Below are 15,894 nucleotides of genomic sequence, written 5' to 3' on the forward strand. Positions count from 1 at the left end.
GCGACAGAGCACGACGGCGTACCGCCGAGAACGACGGAATACCACAGAGTACGACAGAGTGCCACAGAATACGACGGAGTACATACGGAGCACGGCAGGAAGGCACCGGATCACCCGAGCCATCCGCTGTCGTGGTCCGTGGCACACCGTCGGATTCCGTCGTACTCCGCCGGTCAGGACCCGTACGGATCCCGGCTCTCCGACCCGGCCAGCGGCAGCGCGGCGGCGGGCGGCGACGGGCGTTCGGCCGTCACCCGCCCCCGGAATTGCGCCCGGAAGTAGGCCTTCACGTCCTCCGGCCGCGCCTGCAGGGTGCGGTTCCGCGCCCGCAGCACGTCGTCCTCGGCGGCCGCCACGATCGCCTGCTTCACCCACTCGATGGTGATCGAGGGATCGAGACCGCGCAGGGTGCGCGTGACCGCCACCTCGAGCGACGGCTCGGGCTCCGCGGGGAAACGCTCCACGCCGTCGCGCCCACCCATCACCGCGGGCCGCGGGAACCGCACGAAGACCGGTTGCGCGAAGTGCGGATGCCGCACCATCAGCTGGCCCTTGTCGAGCGTCGAGAGCTTGATGCGCGTCGCCGGGGCGAGCGTCGCGTATCCCGGCGTCGCCAGCTCGTCCATGTCCATGCGCCCGAACAGCGCGGTGCCGCAATTCCCCACCACGCGCCGGTGCACCTGCGACCGGAACTGCTGGGCCGCGAACAGCACGAGCCCCAGGTAGCGCCCGCGCTCGGCGATGTCGAGCAGCATCTGCCGCACATACGTGTCGGGTCCGTCCGACGGCGCGTACTTGTTGAGTTCGTCCACGAAGACGATCACGTGGTCCACGCCCAGCGTGCGACGCTCGAGCTGCTCGCGCAGTTGCGAGACGACCCGCGCGAAGATCAGGTCCTGCGCATCCTCCTCCGCCGCGGCCACGTCGATGACGTAGACCGCGCGGTCGCGGAAGGCGCCGAACGGCAGGTCGTTGGCGGTGCCGTCGTCGGTGACGAGCCCGCGGCAGCGCGTGGAGATGTTCGTGAGCCGGTTGCGCACCTTGCGGATGGTCGCCACGTGATGGGTGCGCCAGGTCTCGGCGTCATGCGACTCCATGCCGCGCAGGACGTCGCGGAACCACTGCTCGAGGTCCGAGAACGACCGCACCGTGTGCGCCCGCGGGAGCATGGCGTCAGTGAACTCCTGGTTGACCACGCGCTCCCGGATGAAGTCGATGAGCGCGTCCGCCTTGGCATCCACGTCGTCCTTGTTGAGGAGCACCTCGGCGTACTGCAGGACTTCGCGCAGGCCCCACGACAGCGGATGCACGTTGTGCGCCAGCGCCGGGTGGGACCGCAGCGTCGCGAGCGCGTGGCCGCGCGCCGTCCACGGCGCGTAGTACTCGACATCCTTGAACGGTTCCGCGGGGACGCCGGCGGCCTCGTACAGGGCGCGATCGGCGTCATCGAGCCGGTCGGAGGGCTGGTCGAGAAAACAGAGGTCGGGCCCTTTGACATTGAAGCAGACGGCGGCCACGCTCCCCTTCTGCTCGGGGAAGTGCGCGAAGATCGAGCTGAGCAGCCACTCCACGGCGCTCGTCTTCGTCGCCAGGCCCGACACCCCGGAGATGTTGAGGTGCGCCGCCTCCGGCCCGAGGAGGAAGTCGGCATCGAGGAAGATCGGACTCTGCATTTCCGCCGAGCGATAGACGCCAATCGGAATCGCGGTCCGCTGCCCGTCGCGCAGGTAGCCGTCCATGCGGAGCGCCACGGCGATGTCGGCGTCGGTCGTGAGATGGACCGTGCCCATGGGCACGGGCTGCAGCGGCTCGTCCGGGACGTGTCGCAGCGCATGCGCCGTGTACAGGCGAATCTCGGTGCGGTCCGTCGGGGCGCGCAGGGCGCTCGCCGGATCGCCGTCGGCGCCGAGGACGTCGTGCAGCGGCGACTGCAGGTCCGTGTATGAGAATCCCTCCACGACCACGCCGTAGACGCTTACCAGGCGCCCGTCCGTTGACGGCGGCCCTTCGACGCGCACGATGGTCCCGATCCCCACCGGCGCGTCGAGCGCGGTCCAGAAATGGAACTCGTGCGGCGTGTTGGGACGGCGCTCGGTGGCGACGACTCGGCCAATCGGCATCGGGATACGATTCAGGATGTGGATTCCGGATCGCGCATCCGGATTCCGATTTGGGATTGCGATGGGCGATTCCGGCCCGGAGCGCCGACGGGCGCATCTGAGTGCGCGTGACGGGCGCCACTCACCGGGTCACCGCCCGCAGGTACTCCTCCGTCAACCTAACGCCGTACGCCATCGCCCCCCAGCGGGGATCCGGCAGCGAAAGCGGCGAACGCTCGGCCAGCAGCCATCGCGACACCAGGTCGGCGCGCTCGGTGGTCGCGCCGTCGAGCGCGACTTCCACGCGGACGAGCCCCCAGAGCGCATCGCGTGCCGATGGTGCACGGAGCCGCAGGTACCAGCTGGCCACGGCCGCACGACGCGGCGAGGTGACCGTGAAGGCGGTGGTCCGCTCGCCGGCGGCGAGCTCCAATACCAGCGGAAGCGCGTCGCCGTCCACGTAGAGCGTGCGATGCGATTTCACGACGCCGATGGCCAGCGGGCTGTGCGCGGCCGCGCCGGCGGCGGCGATGCCGCCGTCCACGAAGAGCGGCCCGTCGCCGGCGCCGCACCAAAGCTCGGCGCACCACGTTTCCGAAGCCTCCCGCCGGCGCTGCACGGCGCTCAACGCCCGCGAGGTCAGCTCCTGCGGATGCCACGGTCCGCCCTCGCCGGCATCGAGCGTGTCGCGCACGTCGTACGCCGCCTCCAGCGCGCGCCAGGCCGCATCGCCCACCGCGGCGCGCGGCACAAAGAGCGCGCGTTCGATGCGAACGCCGTCCGGACGCCACGCCACCAGCGTGCGTTCAGACCGTCGACGGATGGCCGCGGCCACCGTGCCATGCACCAGCGGCACGCCCCCCGGCCAGTGCGCCAGCACGCGGCTCTCCTGAATGCCGTCGAGAAAGGCCGCGATGCCGATCACCGGTTCACCTTCCAGGCGGCGCGCGCGGATCGACTCTCCCTCCAGCGGTTCGGCCCGCTGGAGTCGCGGCGGCTCGCTCGCCGCAGGGCGGAGCTCGAGCGCCGGTTCGGCGGCAGCCACCACCGCGCCCGCGTGGCGCAGCGCCCGCAGGGCGTCGCGCACGCTTGCGGCCCCCCCCGATGGCGGGTACGTTGGCGCCATGCGCCGTTCCGCACTCATGCTGAGCATCCTAGTCCTCTCGACGGGATGCGACAAGGCGAAGAAGGAGTCGGCCGACGACCGGCCGCCGCCGCCGTCGTTCGACGTGTCGACCAAGCCGCCGCTGGTCTTCCAGGCGTTCGGCAACCTCGACTCCACGCGCCTCGTCCCCATCGCGGCCGTCATTGACGGCACGGTGAAGGCGATCGTACTCCCGGGTGCCGACTGGCGCCGACTCGACTCGCTCTACTTCCAGCCGGGCACGGAGTACCCCGTCTATCGCGACGGGCAACTGGCGGGGGCGGTGACGGTCACGCGGCGCATGTGGCAGCCCGACAGCGAGCCGCTCTATTTCCTCCCCGGCTGCCGTGAAGTGCGTCCAATGGCCGAGGTGAAGCTCAAGACGCAGGTGTCGCTTGACCCCGCCTTCGAGTTCCTCTCGCTCAGCACGCCGTTGAAGGGCGGCAACAGTCGCGGGCAGGAGCCGCCTGATGTGACCGCCGCGGCTCGCGAGGTCGCGTTGCTGGCGCTGCGCACCCAGGGACTCGACGCCGCCGACATCGACACGGCGGCGTTCAGTGCGCGCGCCATTCACATGTCGAACGGCGGCGGCGTCACGCTGGTCGCCAATCAGGTGGACCCGAACGCCGGCGATCAGGGGCCGGGGGCTGGCCACACGACGCATTTCCTCGTGCTCGGCGACAACCCCGACGGCAAGGGCTATCAGGTGACCTACAAGCACCTCGAGAGCGGCGAAGCGCGCCTGGTGGAGTTCCAGCGCATGCTCGACCACCTCGACCTGACGGGCGATGGCACGGATGAGGTCTTCCTCGAGTCGTGGCGGTACGCCGGCACCAACGAGTTGATCGTCCTCTCGCGCGCCAACGGCAAGTGGCATGAGGCGTTGAGGGTGCCCCAGGCGTGGTGTTTGAGGCAGAGATAGACAACCGGCAAGCAACAGAGAGACAACAGAGGCGGCGCCCAGGATCTGGAGCGCCGCCTCTGTTGTCTCTCTGTTGTTTCTCTGTTGTCTCTCTGTTGTTTCTCTGTTCCGCTCAGTCCTACTCGACCCCGATATTGAACGCCCCCTCCATATCCTGCCTCGAGTAGGCCCGGAAGGCCGTGAGCGTCATGGTGCGCTGGAGACCCGGCACCTTGGGGAACTCCTCCGTCACGACGTGCGCGATCTCGCCGTATTCGGCCACCTTGATGATGCAGACGAGATCCCACTCTCCCGATACCGAATAGACATCGCTGACCCCGGCGATGCCGGCGAGGGCGGCCGCGCATTTTGGAATGAGCGCAGGTTCAGCTCTGACGAGGACGATCGTGGTAATCATGGGATCACGCGGAACGGGTGAAAAGTCGACAGTGGCAACACCACCAACATAGCACCAACCGGGCGCGCGTCACGCCGTCCAGGCACGCACAATGGCGTGCATGCCGGCGTCGACATCAGCACGCGCGGCAGCATACGAGACGCGCACCCACTCGGGCGTGCCAAAGGCCGCCCCCGGCACCACCGCAATCCCTTCGCGCTCCAGCAGCGTCGTCGCAAACGCGGTCCCGTCACCGCCCGGCGCCTTGAAGAAGAGGTAGAATGCCCCCTCGGGCTCGATGAGTTCGAGCCCCGGAATCGCCGAGAGAATCGCCCGGGCTGCGTCACGGCGCTCGCGGAACTCAGCCACCATCATGGCGATTGCCGCGTCGGCCTCCGGCTTCCGCGTGACCGCCGCCAGCGCCGCGTACTGCGACTCCGTGGCCGCGTTGGACGTGGTGTGCGACTGCAGGGCGGTCATCGTCTGCGACAATGCGCGTGGCGCGACGGACCAGCCGATTCGGAACCCGGTCATCGCGTACGCCTTCGCCACGCCGTTCACGACGACAATGTGGTCGCGCCGAGCGGCGACATCGAGCATCGAGGGCGCCTCCGGCAGGCGATAGGTGATGCGCCCGTAGATCTCGTCGCTGATGATCCACCAGCCGCGCGCCGACGCCAGGTCGGCGATGGCGGCCAGCTCTTCGGCCTCGTAGACCGCCCCCGTCGGGTTTGACGGCGAGTTCAGCATCAATCCCCGCGTGCGCGGCGTGGCGTGCTGCGCCAGCAGCGCGGCCGTCACCTTGAGGCCGCGCGACGGGTCGCCGGGCACGCTCACGACGTTCGCCCGCGCCAGCCCGACCATCTCGGCGTAGCTCACCCAGCTCGGCACCGGGAGCAGGACGTCGTCGCCGGGGCCAAAGAGGGCGAAGGTCGCATTCTGCAGCGACTGCTTGGAGCCGGTGGAGACGACGACCTCGCCCGCCGTCACCGGCTCTTCACGGCCAGCCCGGCGGCGCGTGGCCTCGGCGGCGATCGCCTCACGCAGCGGCGCGATCCCTTCAACGGCCGTGTATCGGGTCGCCCCGGCGTCGAGCGCCGACTTGGTGGCGTCGAGGATGAAGGCCGGCGTGTCGAAATCCGGCTCCCCCGCCCCGAGGTCGATGATCGATCGGCCGGCCGCACGCAACGCCCTGGCCCGCTGGGAAACCGCGATGGTGGCCGACTCCTTGAGGGAGGCGACGTTGGGCGACGGTACGAAGGGGTGCGACATGGACAGGCCGGGCTCCCGTTTGGAGGGCCGGGGATAAACGCAGTAGATTGAGGGCGCACGAAAAATTAGCGTCACGTCGACGCTGACGCCATTGACAATCGAGGTCGTAGTGAGCGCTTCACCCACCGCCGGCACCGTCGGCCGCAACACTTCCGTCGCCCATTTCCTCGCCCCGCATTGGGGCCGCATCGCCGAACGGCTTGGGCCGGTGATCGACCGCGAAGGCGGTGAGCCGGGCTCGGCGCCCGTCGCGCTCCTCTGCGTTCCCGACTCGGGCGCCGCGGTCGAGCTGGCCGCGGCCCTGCGCACCGCCCGCCCGGCGATTGCGCGCATTCTCCCCGTGACCGATGCGTTGCGCGCGGCGCGTGTCATCAAGACGTGCGGGGCCCCGATCATCATCGCCACGCCGGCCGACATCGAGCGCCTGCTCTCTGCGTCGGCACTGCCGCTCGATACGGTGCAGGTGATCGCGCTCGTCGGCGCGGAGGAGTTCCAGGCCGACCAGTTGGCGACGGTGATGGCCTCGGTGCCGAAGGAGGCGCGGCGCGTGCTCGTTGCTTCCGAGGCGACCCCGATGGTGGAGGTCTTGCTCGAGCGCTACTTCCACAAGGCGCATCGCCTGGCCGACGATTCCGCCGCCGATGCAACGCCCGCGGCTGTGCAATACGCCTGTGTGCGCAGCCTCGGCGCCGCCGCGGCCGTGCCCGGCATTCTCGACGACCTCGACCCGCCGTCCGCCGTTATCGTCACTTCCGACGCGGCCGCGGTGCGGACGGTGCTCGCCGCGTCCGGCTATCCGGACGATGCGACCATCGTGCAGGTGACCGAGGGAAGCGCGCCGACGAACGTCGCGCTGGTGGTCTTCGCCGGGTTGCCCTCGCCGGCCGCGTTCGAGGCCGCGATGTCGGCACAGCCCGGCCGCGCCGTGGCACTCATCGGTCCGCGCCAGCTGGCGGCGCTGCGCCGGCTCGCCGGCCCCAGCGTCACGCCGTACACCACGCGCCGCGCGACCAGCACGGCGCGCGCCGAAGAGGCACGCCTGCGCAAGGAGCTGAAGGCGGTGCTCGACGGATCGTATCCGGCGCGCGAGATCGTCTCCCTCGAGCCGATGCTCGCCGAGTATGACGGCGTCGAACTCGCGGGCGCCGCGCTGCGTCTGCTGGAAGGCGCGCGCAGCACGATGCCGACACCGGCGCCAGCCGCCGCCGCCACACCGGCGCCGGAGCGGAGCGCTCGCGCCCCGCGATCCGATCGGCCGAGTGGTCCGCGCGCGGACTTTCCGCTCCGCGATCCGATGGAGCGTCCGAAGGCGCGGTTCGTGGATCGCACGGTGCGCCGCGATCGCGATGAGCGCCCGCCGCGCCGTGGCGCGGGAGACCAGGCCCCACGTCGCAGCACGGGGGACAAGCCACGCGGGTCGTTCGGCGACAAGCCGCGCGGATCCTTTGGCGACAAACTGCGGGGATCGTTCGGCGACAAGCCGCGCGGGTCCTACGGCGACAAGCCGCGGGGATCGTTCGGCGACAAGCCACGGGGCGGCTTCGCCGGCAAGCGCACGGACTTCAGCGACAAGCCGCGGGGCGGGGGCCCGCGCCGGCCGCGGGGTGAACGGTGACGCAGCACTTCCAGTTGACCGGCGGCTGGGTGGAGGTAATCGCCGGTTCGATGTTCAGCGGAAAGAGTGAAGAGCTCATTCGCCGCGTGCGGCGGGCGATGATCGCCAAGAAGCGCGTGCAGGTGTTCAAGTCGCACCTCGACAACCGGTATACCGGCGTCTTCGCGGTCGGCTCGCATGACGGCCGCACGGTGGAGGCGGTGCCAGTGGACTCGGCGGCGCAGGTGGCGACCCGTCTCGATCCGCACGCGCAGGTCATCGCAATCGACGAGGTGCAGTTCCTCGATGACGCCATCGTCTCGCTGGCCAGCGATCTTGCCGACCGCGGCCGGCGCGTGATCCTCGCCGGCATCGACACCGACTTCCGCGGCGAGCCGTTCGGCCCGATGCCGAAGTTGATGTGCCAGGCGGAGGTCGTCGACAAGCTCCACGCCATCTGCGTCCTCTGCGGCGCGCCCGCGACGCGCAACCAGCGTCTGGTCGATGGCCGCCCGGCGCACTGGGACTCGCCGCTGATCATGGTGGGCGGCACCGAGAGCTACGAAGCGCGATGCCGGGCCTGCCACCAGGTGCTGCGCGGGGATCAGCCGAGGCTGCTCTAGAAGCGGATGGCTGATGGCGGATGACGGATGTGCGAGAGGCAGAACGCGTCCCGCACATCCGCCTTCTGCCATCAGCCATCACTCTCACGGCGCCGCGCGATTTCCCCGCAACCTCGTGAAGTACGCCCGGAGCAAGGACGCCGAACTGACCTGCCGCGCATCGACATCAAACGACTTGAGTGCCTTGACGCGCGTGGGCGCGATCGGAAAGTACGGCGGCCGCCGGTTCGTGTTCTGGCAGGGATCGAGCTCGCGCAGGGCGCGCATGCCAGACCCCGTGGTGCTCGTGTACGGATTCGCGAAGGTCCGCTCCACGATCCCGCCGACGATCTGCATGCACCCGCCCGAGGCGGTGATCGACGTCCCCAGCGGGCAGGAGTAGGCTGGGACCGTCAGCGTGGCACCGCTGGGGTTGGCGGCGTTCACCGAACCGCCAAGCGCCATGGCGATGCCATGGAAGGTGAACTGGCGGTCGCCTCCCATCGTCATCACGTTGCCCGCGGTCGTCGTCGGCGTGTTGTAGATGCGTGGGCGAAGGATCGCGTTGTCGATGATCGCGATCGAGTCGCGCGCAATCAGTCCGAAGAACGAACGGCAGAGATTCGTGGTGTCCGCCGGGTCGGCATCATAGGTGAGATCATCCATGATCTTGGCGACCCCGTTCACGTACAGCGTCACGAAGCCACGCACCTTGCCGTGCAGGTACATGCTGCTGTTCAGGTAGATCACCCCGCGCGAGTCGGGGTTGTAGGTCTTGTGCAATGGATAGAGAAACGGGCGCTCCACGTCCTGGCGTACCGCCGCGGGAAGCGTCGGCAGGTTGCTGTTCCCCGTGTAGATGTCCCAATAACCCTCATAGGTGGGCTCGGCCATACATCGTCCCGTGGAGACCGACTGGTCCACCGTGCAGCGGAACGAATACCGGGTGAACGTCGTGTCCTGGCCGCCATATTGCTGCGCCCCGGTACAGGCGGCAGCGGAGCCCCACGTGTACATCGTGACACCGGTGTACCAGTCCTGCGTGCACGCCGAGTTCGTCGTGTAGCGCTCCGTATTGACGAGGTACGGGCTGCCCTGCGGGAAGCAGCGCGCGGTCGGCTGCTGCAGGATCGTCATGATGGCGGTACGGTCGAGGACACTCATCGTCGCGGCGTCCCCCGACGACACCGTGGGATGCGTGCTGGACTGGATGCGCGATCGCACCCAGTTGACCTTGTGCATGACGATCGGGAAGAACTCCTTGCGACCGCTGATCGTGTAGAACGCACCGCACTGGTTGAGCAGGTTCGTGTTGGTCGTCGGCACGGGGGCGCCGCTGAAGTAGACCGCCAGCTCCGTGGTATCGGCGGCGGTGTTCAGCCGGAAATACCGGAAGAACCCCTCGGTGGAGTCGATCATCCCGTTGTTGTTGACGTCGATGGTGAGGAACTCCACCCGGCCGCGGCTCGCGCTGGACACCGTCTCGCGCAACCCGCCCGCGTCGGCAACGTTGTAGAACCAGCTCGCAAAGGTGGACCCGCGCCAATTCGCCGCGTTGACCGTCGGATAGGGGATGATCGTCGCGCCGCCCGTCGAGGAGACGGTGTCGGACCACTGCGCGCTTCCACTGATGGTGCCGGCGGCGCTCACCGTATCCATGAAGACGGGGACGGGCGATCCCGTGCTCGTTGCGATGAAGCGGTTGTTCGCGTGCACGCGTCCGCCGAATGTCTCGCCCGGCCCAATGGACGCGGCCGACGGAAAGTCGTTGGCGAAGAGCGCGTAGCGCGAAAAGGACTGCGCCGTCAGGTCCATGCGCCGGGCGAGTCGCAGCCCGGACGCGTCGTTGACCGTCGCGACGAGCGTGATGTACGGCACGTGCGTGCCGGCGGTATCCCCGGTGTATCCTGCGTACAGATTCACCGTCAGCCCCGTCACTTCCGCGCCGGTCGCGGCGTACACTTTCTGGCTCGAGAGCAGCTGTTTGTACCCGGTGTCGTACAACACAAGCGTGGTGTCTCGCTGAAGGCGCGATTTCCCGAGTTCGAGCGCGGTTTCCAGCGCCAGCGTCAGGTCGCGCTCCTTGTCGTGGTACCGGCTCAGCATCCCTGAACTCGACGCCATGTAGATGGCCGAGGACGCAAGCGCGGCCAGCGAGAGCGTCATGATCAGCACCAGGATCAGGGCCGATCCGCGACGAAGCCGGGCCGTCATGGGAAGGTCACCGTGGCGGTGCCCACGCGCACCCCGGAGAGACCGGAGCAGTCGCGGGCGGCCAGCCCATACTGGTACGTCCCCGCCGAGTCGGGAATCGCGAAGTCCTGATAGCGATACGCCGACGCGCGACGCGCCGGACGGCTGGCAATCGCCGTCCACGACGACGCCCCGCTCGGCCGGCGGTAGAGCACGTACTGCCGGACATCGCGCGGCGAGGTCGAGTCGCCCACCACCCCCGACCAGTCGAGCCGCACGTCGAGCTTCTGCCCCGCCGGAGCCGTCTCCACCGTGACACCCAGCGAATCCGGCGTCGGCGGCACGGCCCCGCACGTGCTGTTCACGAGCCGGAACGCATTGCGCAGGTTCACGGTGACGAAGAGGTTGCGGAAGACATTCTGCCGGTTGCGCGCGTCCCAGAAGCGCCCCGTCGCCCGCACGCGCACGGCGGTGATCGAATCGGCGCGCGCCAGCGAGTCGTCCCAGTAGATGGGCAGCGAGGCCTTCGCGATGGCAGTCGTCGCGCCACTCGCGCTGGTCTGGAAGTACTGGAAGAAGAATGCCGAGTCGGCGGGGATGTAAAGGTTGCGGGTCACCAGGGTGCTGTCGCGATCGTTCACTCGCCGATAGAGCACGTAGAGATTCGCGTTGCCGCCGGCCGTATCGGGAAGCAGGTAGTACTGGATCGTCTCGGCCTTGCTCGTCGCCCCGCTCGGATCGGTGTAGGCCCGCGTGGGATAGGTCTTGCTCGCCGTGCGCAACGAGCCCGCGCGCGACACCATCCAGCTCTGCGTCGTCAGCGTGTCCAGCGTGGCGTCCCACGCCGACGCGTTCGGGTCGCTGGACGTGGTCCGCCCCAGCCGGTTGGCGTTGAAGGCGATGGCGAGCGGCGCCGCCTGCACGATGAGCGGCTGCCCGATGTCCCCGCCCGCCAGGCGAAGATCGGCTCCGATGCGCCAGACGGCGTACCGGGCGCTCTGGAACGCGTCCATTCGCCCCGCGCCGGCGTCCATCGCCCGTGTCTGCGCGCGGAAGAACGGCACCGCGATGGCAAAGACCAGCACGGTGATCGAGACCGCAAAGATCATCTCGACCATGCTGAAGCCGCCCCGCCGCCGCACGGACCGTCCCATCAGAAGGCCGCGATGACCAGCGACTTCGTGACCGTCGTCGCGGTCGCCGCATGCGTGACGGTGACCGTGACGGTGACGTAGCGCGCCTTGTACGAGGAATCGGTGGCCGCCACCGTCGTCGTGCGGGTATACCCCGGGAAGCCGCTCATGGAGGGATTGGCGGAGGAGGTGCCGCTCGTCTCCGTCGTCCCGCTGAAGGTGGACGCCAGGGTGGCGTAGGTCCGGTGGAGCTCGACCGCCGCAATGCGCGCCGACGCCAGTTCGCTCGCGACGGCCAGCACATCGTGATTGGTGGTGAGATGCTGGAACCGGCGCGTGAAATTCGACAGGCCGATAAGCACGCCGCTGAGGATCATCACCGCCATGATGACCTCGATCAGCGTCATGCCGGAACGGCGCCGCGGCGCGCGGGCGGAGATCTTCGTCAGCATTCGTACGGAATGTGGCCGTTTCACACGGGCCAACGCCAGCCCTTTTGCCGCCGAAGCCGCGACGGTGGTAACTTCTCCCTGTCGCCACGTCGGCGGCCTCCACCCCCAGGCCCATGGGCGTCATTGCCACGCTTCTTCCCCTCGACCGCTGCCTCCAGCGCGTCCACGGTGCCGTTCGCGGACAGCATACGCTCACGCCCTGTCGCAATTGGGATGAGTTGCTGACCGCCTGCGCCACCGAACCGGTGCATCTGGCGGTGGTGGACCTCTTCGCGGACGGCGCCGCCAGCTTCGAGCGCATCCGCCAGTTGCGCACGCGCTTTCCTCGGCTCACGCTGATCGCCTACGTCACCGCCACGCCGCAGCGCGCCCGCGACCTGTTTGACGCCGGGCGCGCCGGACTCGACGGCCTGCTCCTGGTCGACCTCGACGACTCGCCGCAGGCGGTGCGCACCGTTGTCGAGCAGGCCGAGGCGCGCGGCGTCGCGGCCCTGCTCCGGCACCGCCTCGCGGCCCTGGATGTCGTGGCGCGCGACGCGATCCTGATCGTCGTCACGCGGGCCCACATGCGGCTCACCTCGCACCGGCTGGCGGAAACGCTCTCCATCAACAAGGCCACCCTGCTGGACAAGCTGCGCAAGGAGCGCCTGCCTGCCCCGCAGAAACTCATCGGCTGGGGCCGGTTGATCGTCGCCGGGCAGATGCTCGACGACCCGAAACGGAGCGCGGACGGCATCGCCCGCACGCTCGACTTTCCGTCGGGCTCCGCCTTCCGCAACATGTGCCAGCGCTACGTGGGGGCCACGCCGCTCGAGATTCGCGAGCGCGGCGGCGCCCGCTACGTCACCGCGCAGTTCCTGCGCGCCATCGGCCGTCCCGCGCTGGCGGAAGGCCTCGAAGCTCCAACCTCCCCGTGAAATACAAGACCATCATCGAGCCGTTCCGCATCAAGACGGTCGAGCCGATCCGCCAGACGACCGAGGCGGAGCGCGCCGCCGCCATCGGGGCCGCACACTACAACGTCTTCCTCCTCCATGGCGAGGACGTCCTGATCGACCTGCTGACCGATTCGGGGACGGGCGCGATGTCCGTCTACCAGTGGGCCGGGATGATGCGGGGCGACGAGACGTACGCCGGGGCGCGCTCCTTCTACGCCTTCGAGCGCGCGGTGCATGACATCACCGGCTTCCGTCACGTGATCCCCACCCATCAGGGGCGCGCCGCCGAGCACATCCTCACGGGGGCGATGCTCAAGCCCGGTGACATCGTGCCGAACAACCGCCACTTCGACACGACGCGCGCCAACGTCGAGCACCGCGGGGCCACGGCGCTCGACCTCCCCATCGCCGAAGGGCACGATCCGCAGACGCTGCACCCGTTCAAGGGCAACATGGATCTCGCGGCGCTCGAGCGTGTGCTGCGCGAGCACCCGGGCCGCGTGCCGCTGGTGATGATCACCGTGACCAACAACTCGGGCGGCGGCCAGCCGGTGAGCCTGGAGAACATTCGCGGCGCCTCGGCCCTCGCGCACCAGCACGGCGTGCCGTTCTTCATCGACGCCTGCCGCTTCGCGGAGAACGCCTGGTTCATCCATACGCGCGAAAGCGGCTACGGCGACCAGCAGCCCATCGCCATCGCCCGCGAACTGTTCTCGCTGGCTGACGGGTGCACGATGAGCGCCAAGAAGGACGGGATGGCCAACATCGGCGGCTTCCTGGCGATGAACAACGATGCCCTGGCCGAACGGTGCCGCAACACCCTCATCCTCACCGAGGGGTTTCCCACGTACGGCGGGCTCGCCGGATACGACCTGGAGGCCATCGCGGTCGGCCTCTACGAAGCGCTCGATCCGGACTACCTGCGGTACCGCATTCGCATGGTGGAGTACATGGCGGAGAAGATGGCGACCGCCGGCATCCCCACCGTGCGACCGGCCGGCGGGCACGCGTTGTACCTGGACGCCAAGCGCTGGCTCTCGCACATCCCGCCGTCGGAGTACCCCGGGTGGGCACTGTCGCTCGTGCTGTACCTGGAAGGCGGCATTCGGGCGGCCGAGATCGGCTCCGTGATGTTCGGGCAGCAGCCCGACGGAAGCGAAAAGCCGGCGGACCTCGAGCTGGTGCGTCTCGCCTTCCCGCGTCGCGTCTACACCCAGAGCCACATGGACTACGTGTGCGAGGTGCTGGCGCACGTGCACACGCTGGCCCCGCGCATTCGCGGCGTTCGCATCGTCGAACAGCCGGCTGCGCTGCGCCATTTCACCGCGAAGTTCGCCCCGCTCGTTCCGGGCGTGATCGCGTAGGCTTCCGCGCGCGTGGGCGGGCACCGCGGGCGCGGCCACCCCGGCCGCGCCCGCGACGTCTCAGGCTAGATCGAGTCGCGTTTCCAGCTGCCAGTGCTGTAGCGCCAGAGCCGCGTGCGGCCCGTGGACCCCGCGAACTCAATGGCGCGCAGCGCGTCGCTGCGTCCCGTCGGCACGCCGATGTACAGGAACGCGTCGCCGCTGGCCGATCCGTTCGGGTAGAAGGTGATCACGGGTCCTGTCCCGGTGGATGAGACACCGGGTCCCGTTGCGTAGTACGCCGTGGCCCCGTCCACCGTGACCGTCGGGATCGCGAACGATGCCCCGTTGGCGAGCTTCCATGACGTCCATCGCTCGTTGCCGTCGGCCGCTCCGTTCGAGTTGGTGTCCTGCACCACGCGCATCCGCGACGCGGAATAGTCGATGACGAAGAGGACGTTGGTGTTGTACTTCATCGCGGTCTGCTGCGCGCTGACGAGCGTGCGCTGCACCAGGCGGCCGTTGGCGTCCTGTCGGAGGCGCAAGAACGAGATCTTGGGGATCGCCATCGCCGCCATGATGGCGATCAGGGCGAGCACCAGCATCACTTCGATGATCGTGTATCCGCGGCGTGGCACGGGAAGGAAGTTGCACGGGAGGCGCAGCCGACGCCATCGTTCGACATGCTCGTAATCGGATTGACCGGGAATATCGCGGCCGGCAAGTCATCGGTGGCGCGCCTCTTCGCGCGGTGGGGCGCCACGCTGGTGGACGCCGACGAGCTCGCACGGGAGGCGGTCGCTCCCGGCAGGCCGGCTCTCGCGGCCATCTCGGCACGGTGGGGTCCGGCCGTGCTGCAGGCGGACGGTTCGCTGGACCGCGCCACGCTCCGCCGACTCGTTTTCGCCAGTCCAACCGAGCGCTCGGCGCTCGACGCCATCGTTCACCCCGAGGTGGGCCGGCTCCGCGCCGAGGCACTCGCCGCCGCGGCCCGGCGTGGCGACCGGCTCGTCGTCTGCGACATTCCCCTGCTCTTCGAGGCGGGGCTCGAGGGCACGGTGGACGGCGTCGTGCTGGTGGACGCCCCCGAGGAGGTGCGGCGGGCCCGGCTCGAACGGGATCGCCAGCTGGGCGCCGCCGACGCCGACGCGATGATGGCCGCCCAATGGCCCAGCGAACGCAAACGCTCCCGGGCGGACTGGATCATCGACAACAACGGCACCCTGGCCGAGCTCGAAACGCGCGCCCATGACGTGTTCACCGCGCTCAAGGCGCGCGCCTCGTCGCCTTGAACCCACCGTGGGCGAACGGTAGAATTCGGGCACACCTCTGACACACCTGGAGCGGTCCGTGTCCTCGATTCCTGCTGATCTGCGCTATACGGAAAGTCACGAATATCTGAAGCCCACCGCGGACGCAGGCGTGTTCTGCGTCGGCGTCACCGACTTCGCCCAGGGTGAACTGGGTGACGTCGTCTACCTCGACCTCCCGAAGGCCGGCGCGAAGTTCGGCGCGCACGACTCGTTCGGCACCATTGAGGCCGTCAAGGCCGTCTCGGACATCTACGCCCCGGTCGCTGGCGAAGTGGTGGAAGTGAACGCGCGCCTCGAAGGCGAGCCGTCGCTGGTGAACAGCGACCCCTACGGCGATGGCTGGATGATCAAGCTGAAGGCCAGTCCCGCCGATGTCGCCGCGCTGCTCGATGCGGCCGCGTACGAGAAGCACCTGGCGGCCGGGGGCGGCGGGCACTAGGAAAGAGAAACAACAGAGAGACAACAGCGAAACAACGGAAAGACAACAGAGGTCCGGAGCGTGAGCTCCGGACC

The 15,894-nt window shown here is 68.8% G+C and carries 15 protein-coding genes; 7 read left to right on the top strand and 8 right to left on the bottom strand.

Annotation, left to right across the window (positions count from 1 at the left end; all coding sequences use genetic code 11):
• Window positions 1–173: 173 nt before the first annotated feature.
• A complete protein-coding gene (locus tag VGJ96_00340; protein HEY3285547.1) occupies window positions 174–2,120 on the bottom strand; it encodes a hypothetical protein in 1,947 nt (648 codons plus the stop codon).
• 121 nt (window positions 2,121–2,241) lie between these two features.
• Window positions 2,242–3,252 carry a hypothetical protein gene (locus VGJ96_00345; protein HEY3285548.1) on the bottom strand — a complete coding sequence of 337 codons (1,011 nt, stop codon included), beginning with the start codon at window positions 3,250–3,252 and terminating at the stop codon, window positions 2,242–2,244.
• On the opposite strand from VGJ96_00345, the gene VGJ96_00350 reads away from it, so the two are divergent.
• The gene (locus VGJ96_00350; protein HEY3285549.1) at window positions 3,242–4,165 is read left to right on the top strand and encodes a hypothetical protein; all 924 of its coding nucleotides are present in this window, start codon (window positions 3,242–3,244) and stop codon (window positions 4,163–4,165) included. The two genes, VGJ96_00345 and VGJ96_00350, sit on opposite strands and share 11 nt — an antisense overlap.
• A gap of 118 nt (window positions 4,166–4,283) precedes the next feature.
• On the opposite strand, the gene VGJ96_00355 is transcribed toward VGJ96_00350, so the two are convergent.
• Window positions 4,284–4,562, bottom strand: coding sequence for an Lrp/AsnC ligand binding domain-containing protein (locus tag VGJ96_00355; protein ID HEY3285550.1), 279 nt, complete (start codon window positions 4,560–4,562; stop codon window positions 4,284–4,286).
• Between the two features lie 69 nt (window positions 4,563–4,631).
• On the bottom strand, window positions 4,632–5,813 hold the full coding sequence (locus tag VGJ96_00360; GenBank protein HEY3285551.1) for a pyridoxal phosphate-dependent aminotransferase: 1,182 nt from the start codon (window positions 5,811–5,813) through the stop codon (window positions 4,632–4,634).
• 109 nt (window positions 5,814–5,922) lie between these two features.
• On the opposite strand from VGJ96_00360, the gene VGJ96_00365 reads away from it, so the two are divergent.
• Window positions 5,923–7,428 carry a hypothetical protein gene (locus VGJ96_00365; GenBank protein ID HEY3285552.1) on the top strand — a complete coding sequence of 502 codons (1,506 nt, stop codon included), beginning with the start codon at window positions 5,923–5,925 and terminating at the stop codon, window positions 7,426–7,428.
• On the top strand, window positions 7,425–8,030 hold the full coding sequence (locus VGJ96_00370; protein ID HEY3285553.1) for a thymidine kinase: 606 nt from the start codon (window positions 7,425–7,427) through the stop codon (window positions 8,028–8,030). The genes VGJ96_00365 and VGJ96_00370 overlap by 4 nt, the downstream gene beginning before the upstream one ends.
• Before the next feature lie 84 nt (window positions 8,031–8,114).
• Here VGJ96_00370 and VGJ96_00375 read toward each other — a convergent pair whose 3' ends face one another.
• The 3 genes from VGJ96_00375 to VGJ96_00385 are packed head-to-tail and all read right to left on the bottom strand — an operon-like array spanning window position 8,115 to window position 11,787.
• Window positions 8,115–10,223, bottom strand: coding sequence for a hypothetical protein (locus VGJ96_00375; protein ID HEY3285554.1), 2,109 nt, complete (start codon window positions 10,221–10,223; stop codon window positions 8,115–8,117).
• A complete protein-coding gene (locus VGJ96_00380) occupies window positions 10,220–11,356 on the bottom strand; it encodes a hypothetical protein (GenBank protein ID HEY3285555.1) in 1,137 nt (378 codons plus the stop codon). The genes VGJ96_00375 and VGJ96_00380 overlap by 4 nt, the downstream gene beginning before the upstream one ends.
• Window positions 11,356–11,787 carry a prepilin-type N-terminal cleavage/methylation domain-containing protein gene (locus VGJ96_00385; GenBank protein ID HEY3285556.1) on the bottom strand — a complete coding sequence of 144 codons (432 nt, stop codon included), beginning with the start codon at window positions 11,785–11,787 and terminating at the stop codon, window positions 11,356–11,358. The genes VGJ96_00380 and VGJ96_00385 overlap by 1 nt, the downstream gene beginning before the upstream one ends.
• 113 nt (window positions 11,788–11,900) lie before the next feature.
• On the opposite strand from VGJ96_00385, the gene VGJ96_00390 reads away from it, so the two are divergent.
• Both VGJ96_00390 and VGJ96_00395 read left to right on the top strand, forming a co-directional pair.
• Entirely contained in the window at window positions 11,901–12,704 is an 804-nt protein-coding gene (locus VGJ96_00390; GenBank protein HEY3285557.1) for a helix-turn-helix domain-containing protein, read from the top strand.
• Complete coding sequence (locus tag VGJ96_00395; GenBank protein HEY3285558.1) at window positions 12,701–14,089, top strand: tryptophanase; 1,389 nt, start codon at window positions 12,701–12,703, stop codon at window positions 14,087–14,089. Before VGJ96_00390 ends, VGJ96_00395 begins: the two co-directional genes overlap by 4 nt.
• Window positions 14,090–14,154: 65 nt before the next feature.
• On the opposite strand, the gene VGJ96_00400 is transcribed toward VGJ96_00395, so the two are convergent.
• A complete protein-coding gene (locus VGJ96_00400; GenBank protein HEY3285559.1) occupies window positions 14,155–14,706 on the bottom strand; it encodes a GspH/FimT family pseudopilin in 552 nt (183 codons plus the stop codon).
• Between the two features lie 45 nt (window positions 14,707–14,751).
• Between VGJ96_00400 and coaE the strand changes: the two genes are divergently transcribed.
• Window positions 14,752–15,360, top strand: a complete 609-nt coding sequence (gene coaE / locus VGJ96_00405) for a dephospho-CoA kinase (GenBank protein HEY3285560.1) — start codon at window positions 14,752–14,754, stop codon at window positions 15,358–15,360.
• Window positions 15,361–15,418: 58 nt separating this feature from the next.
• Window positions 15,419–15,820 (top strand): glycine cleavage system protein GcvH, encoded by a 402-nt coding sequence (gene gcvH / locus VGJ96_00410; GenBank protein HEY3285561.1) that lies wholly within the window; start codon window positions 15,419–15,421, stop codon window positions 15,818–15,820.
• Window positions 15,821–15,894: the final 74 nt, after the last annotated feature.

It is taken from the genome of Gemmatimonadaceae bacterium (assembly GCA_036504815.1).
Classification (GTDB): domain Bacteria; phylum Gemmatimonadota; class Gemmatimonadetes; order Gemmatimonadales; family Gemmatimonadaceae; genus PNKL01.

Bases quoted from the DNA above. Each gene is read 5' to 3' on its own strand.
- VGJ96_00340 (HEY3285547.1), bottom strand. From the start codon at position 2,120: ATGCCGATTGGCCGAGTCGTCGCCACCGAGCGCCGTCCCAACACGCCG.
- VGJ96_00350 (HEY3285549.1), top strand. From the start codon at position 3,242: ATGCTGAGCATCCTAGTCCTCTCGACGGGATGCGACAAGGCGAAGAAG.
- VGJ96_00345 (HEY3285548.1), bottom strand. From the start codon at position 3,252: ATGCTCAGCATGAGTGCGGAACGGCGCATGGCGCCAACGTACCCGCCA.
- VGJ96_00355 (HEY3285550.1), bottom strand. From the start codon at position 4,562: ATGATTACCACGATCGTCCTCGTCAGAGCTGAACCTGCGCTCATTCCA.
- VGJ96_00360 (HEY3285551.1), bottom strand. From the start codon at position 5,813: ATGTCGCACCCCTTCGTACCGTCGCCCAACGTCGCCTCCCTCAAGGAG.
- VGJ96_00375 (HEY3285554.1), bottom strand. From the start codon at position 10,223: ATGACGGCCCGGCTTCGTCGCGGATCGGCCCTGATCCTGGTGCTGATC.
- VGJ96_00380 (HEY3285555.1), bottom strand. From the start codon at position 11,356: ATGGGACGGTCCGTGCGGCGGCGGGGCGGCTTCAGCATGGTCGAGATG.
- VGJ96_00385 (HEY3285556.1), bottom strand. From the start codon at position 11,787: ATGCTGACGAAGATCTCCGCCCGCGCGCCGCGGCGCCGTTCCGGCATG.
- VGJ96_00390 (HEY3285557.1), top strand. From the start codon at position 11,901: ATGGGCGTCATTGCCACGCTTCTTCCCCTCGACCGCTGCCTCCAGCGC.
- coaE (HEY3285560.1), top strand. From the start codon at position 14,752: ATGCTCGTAATCGGATTGACCGGGAATATCGCGGCCGGCAAGTCATCG.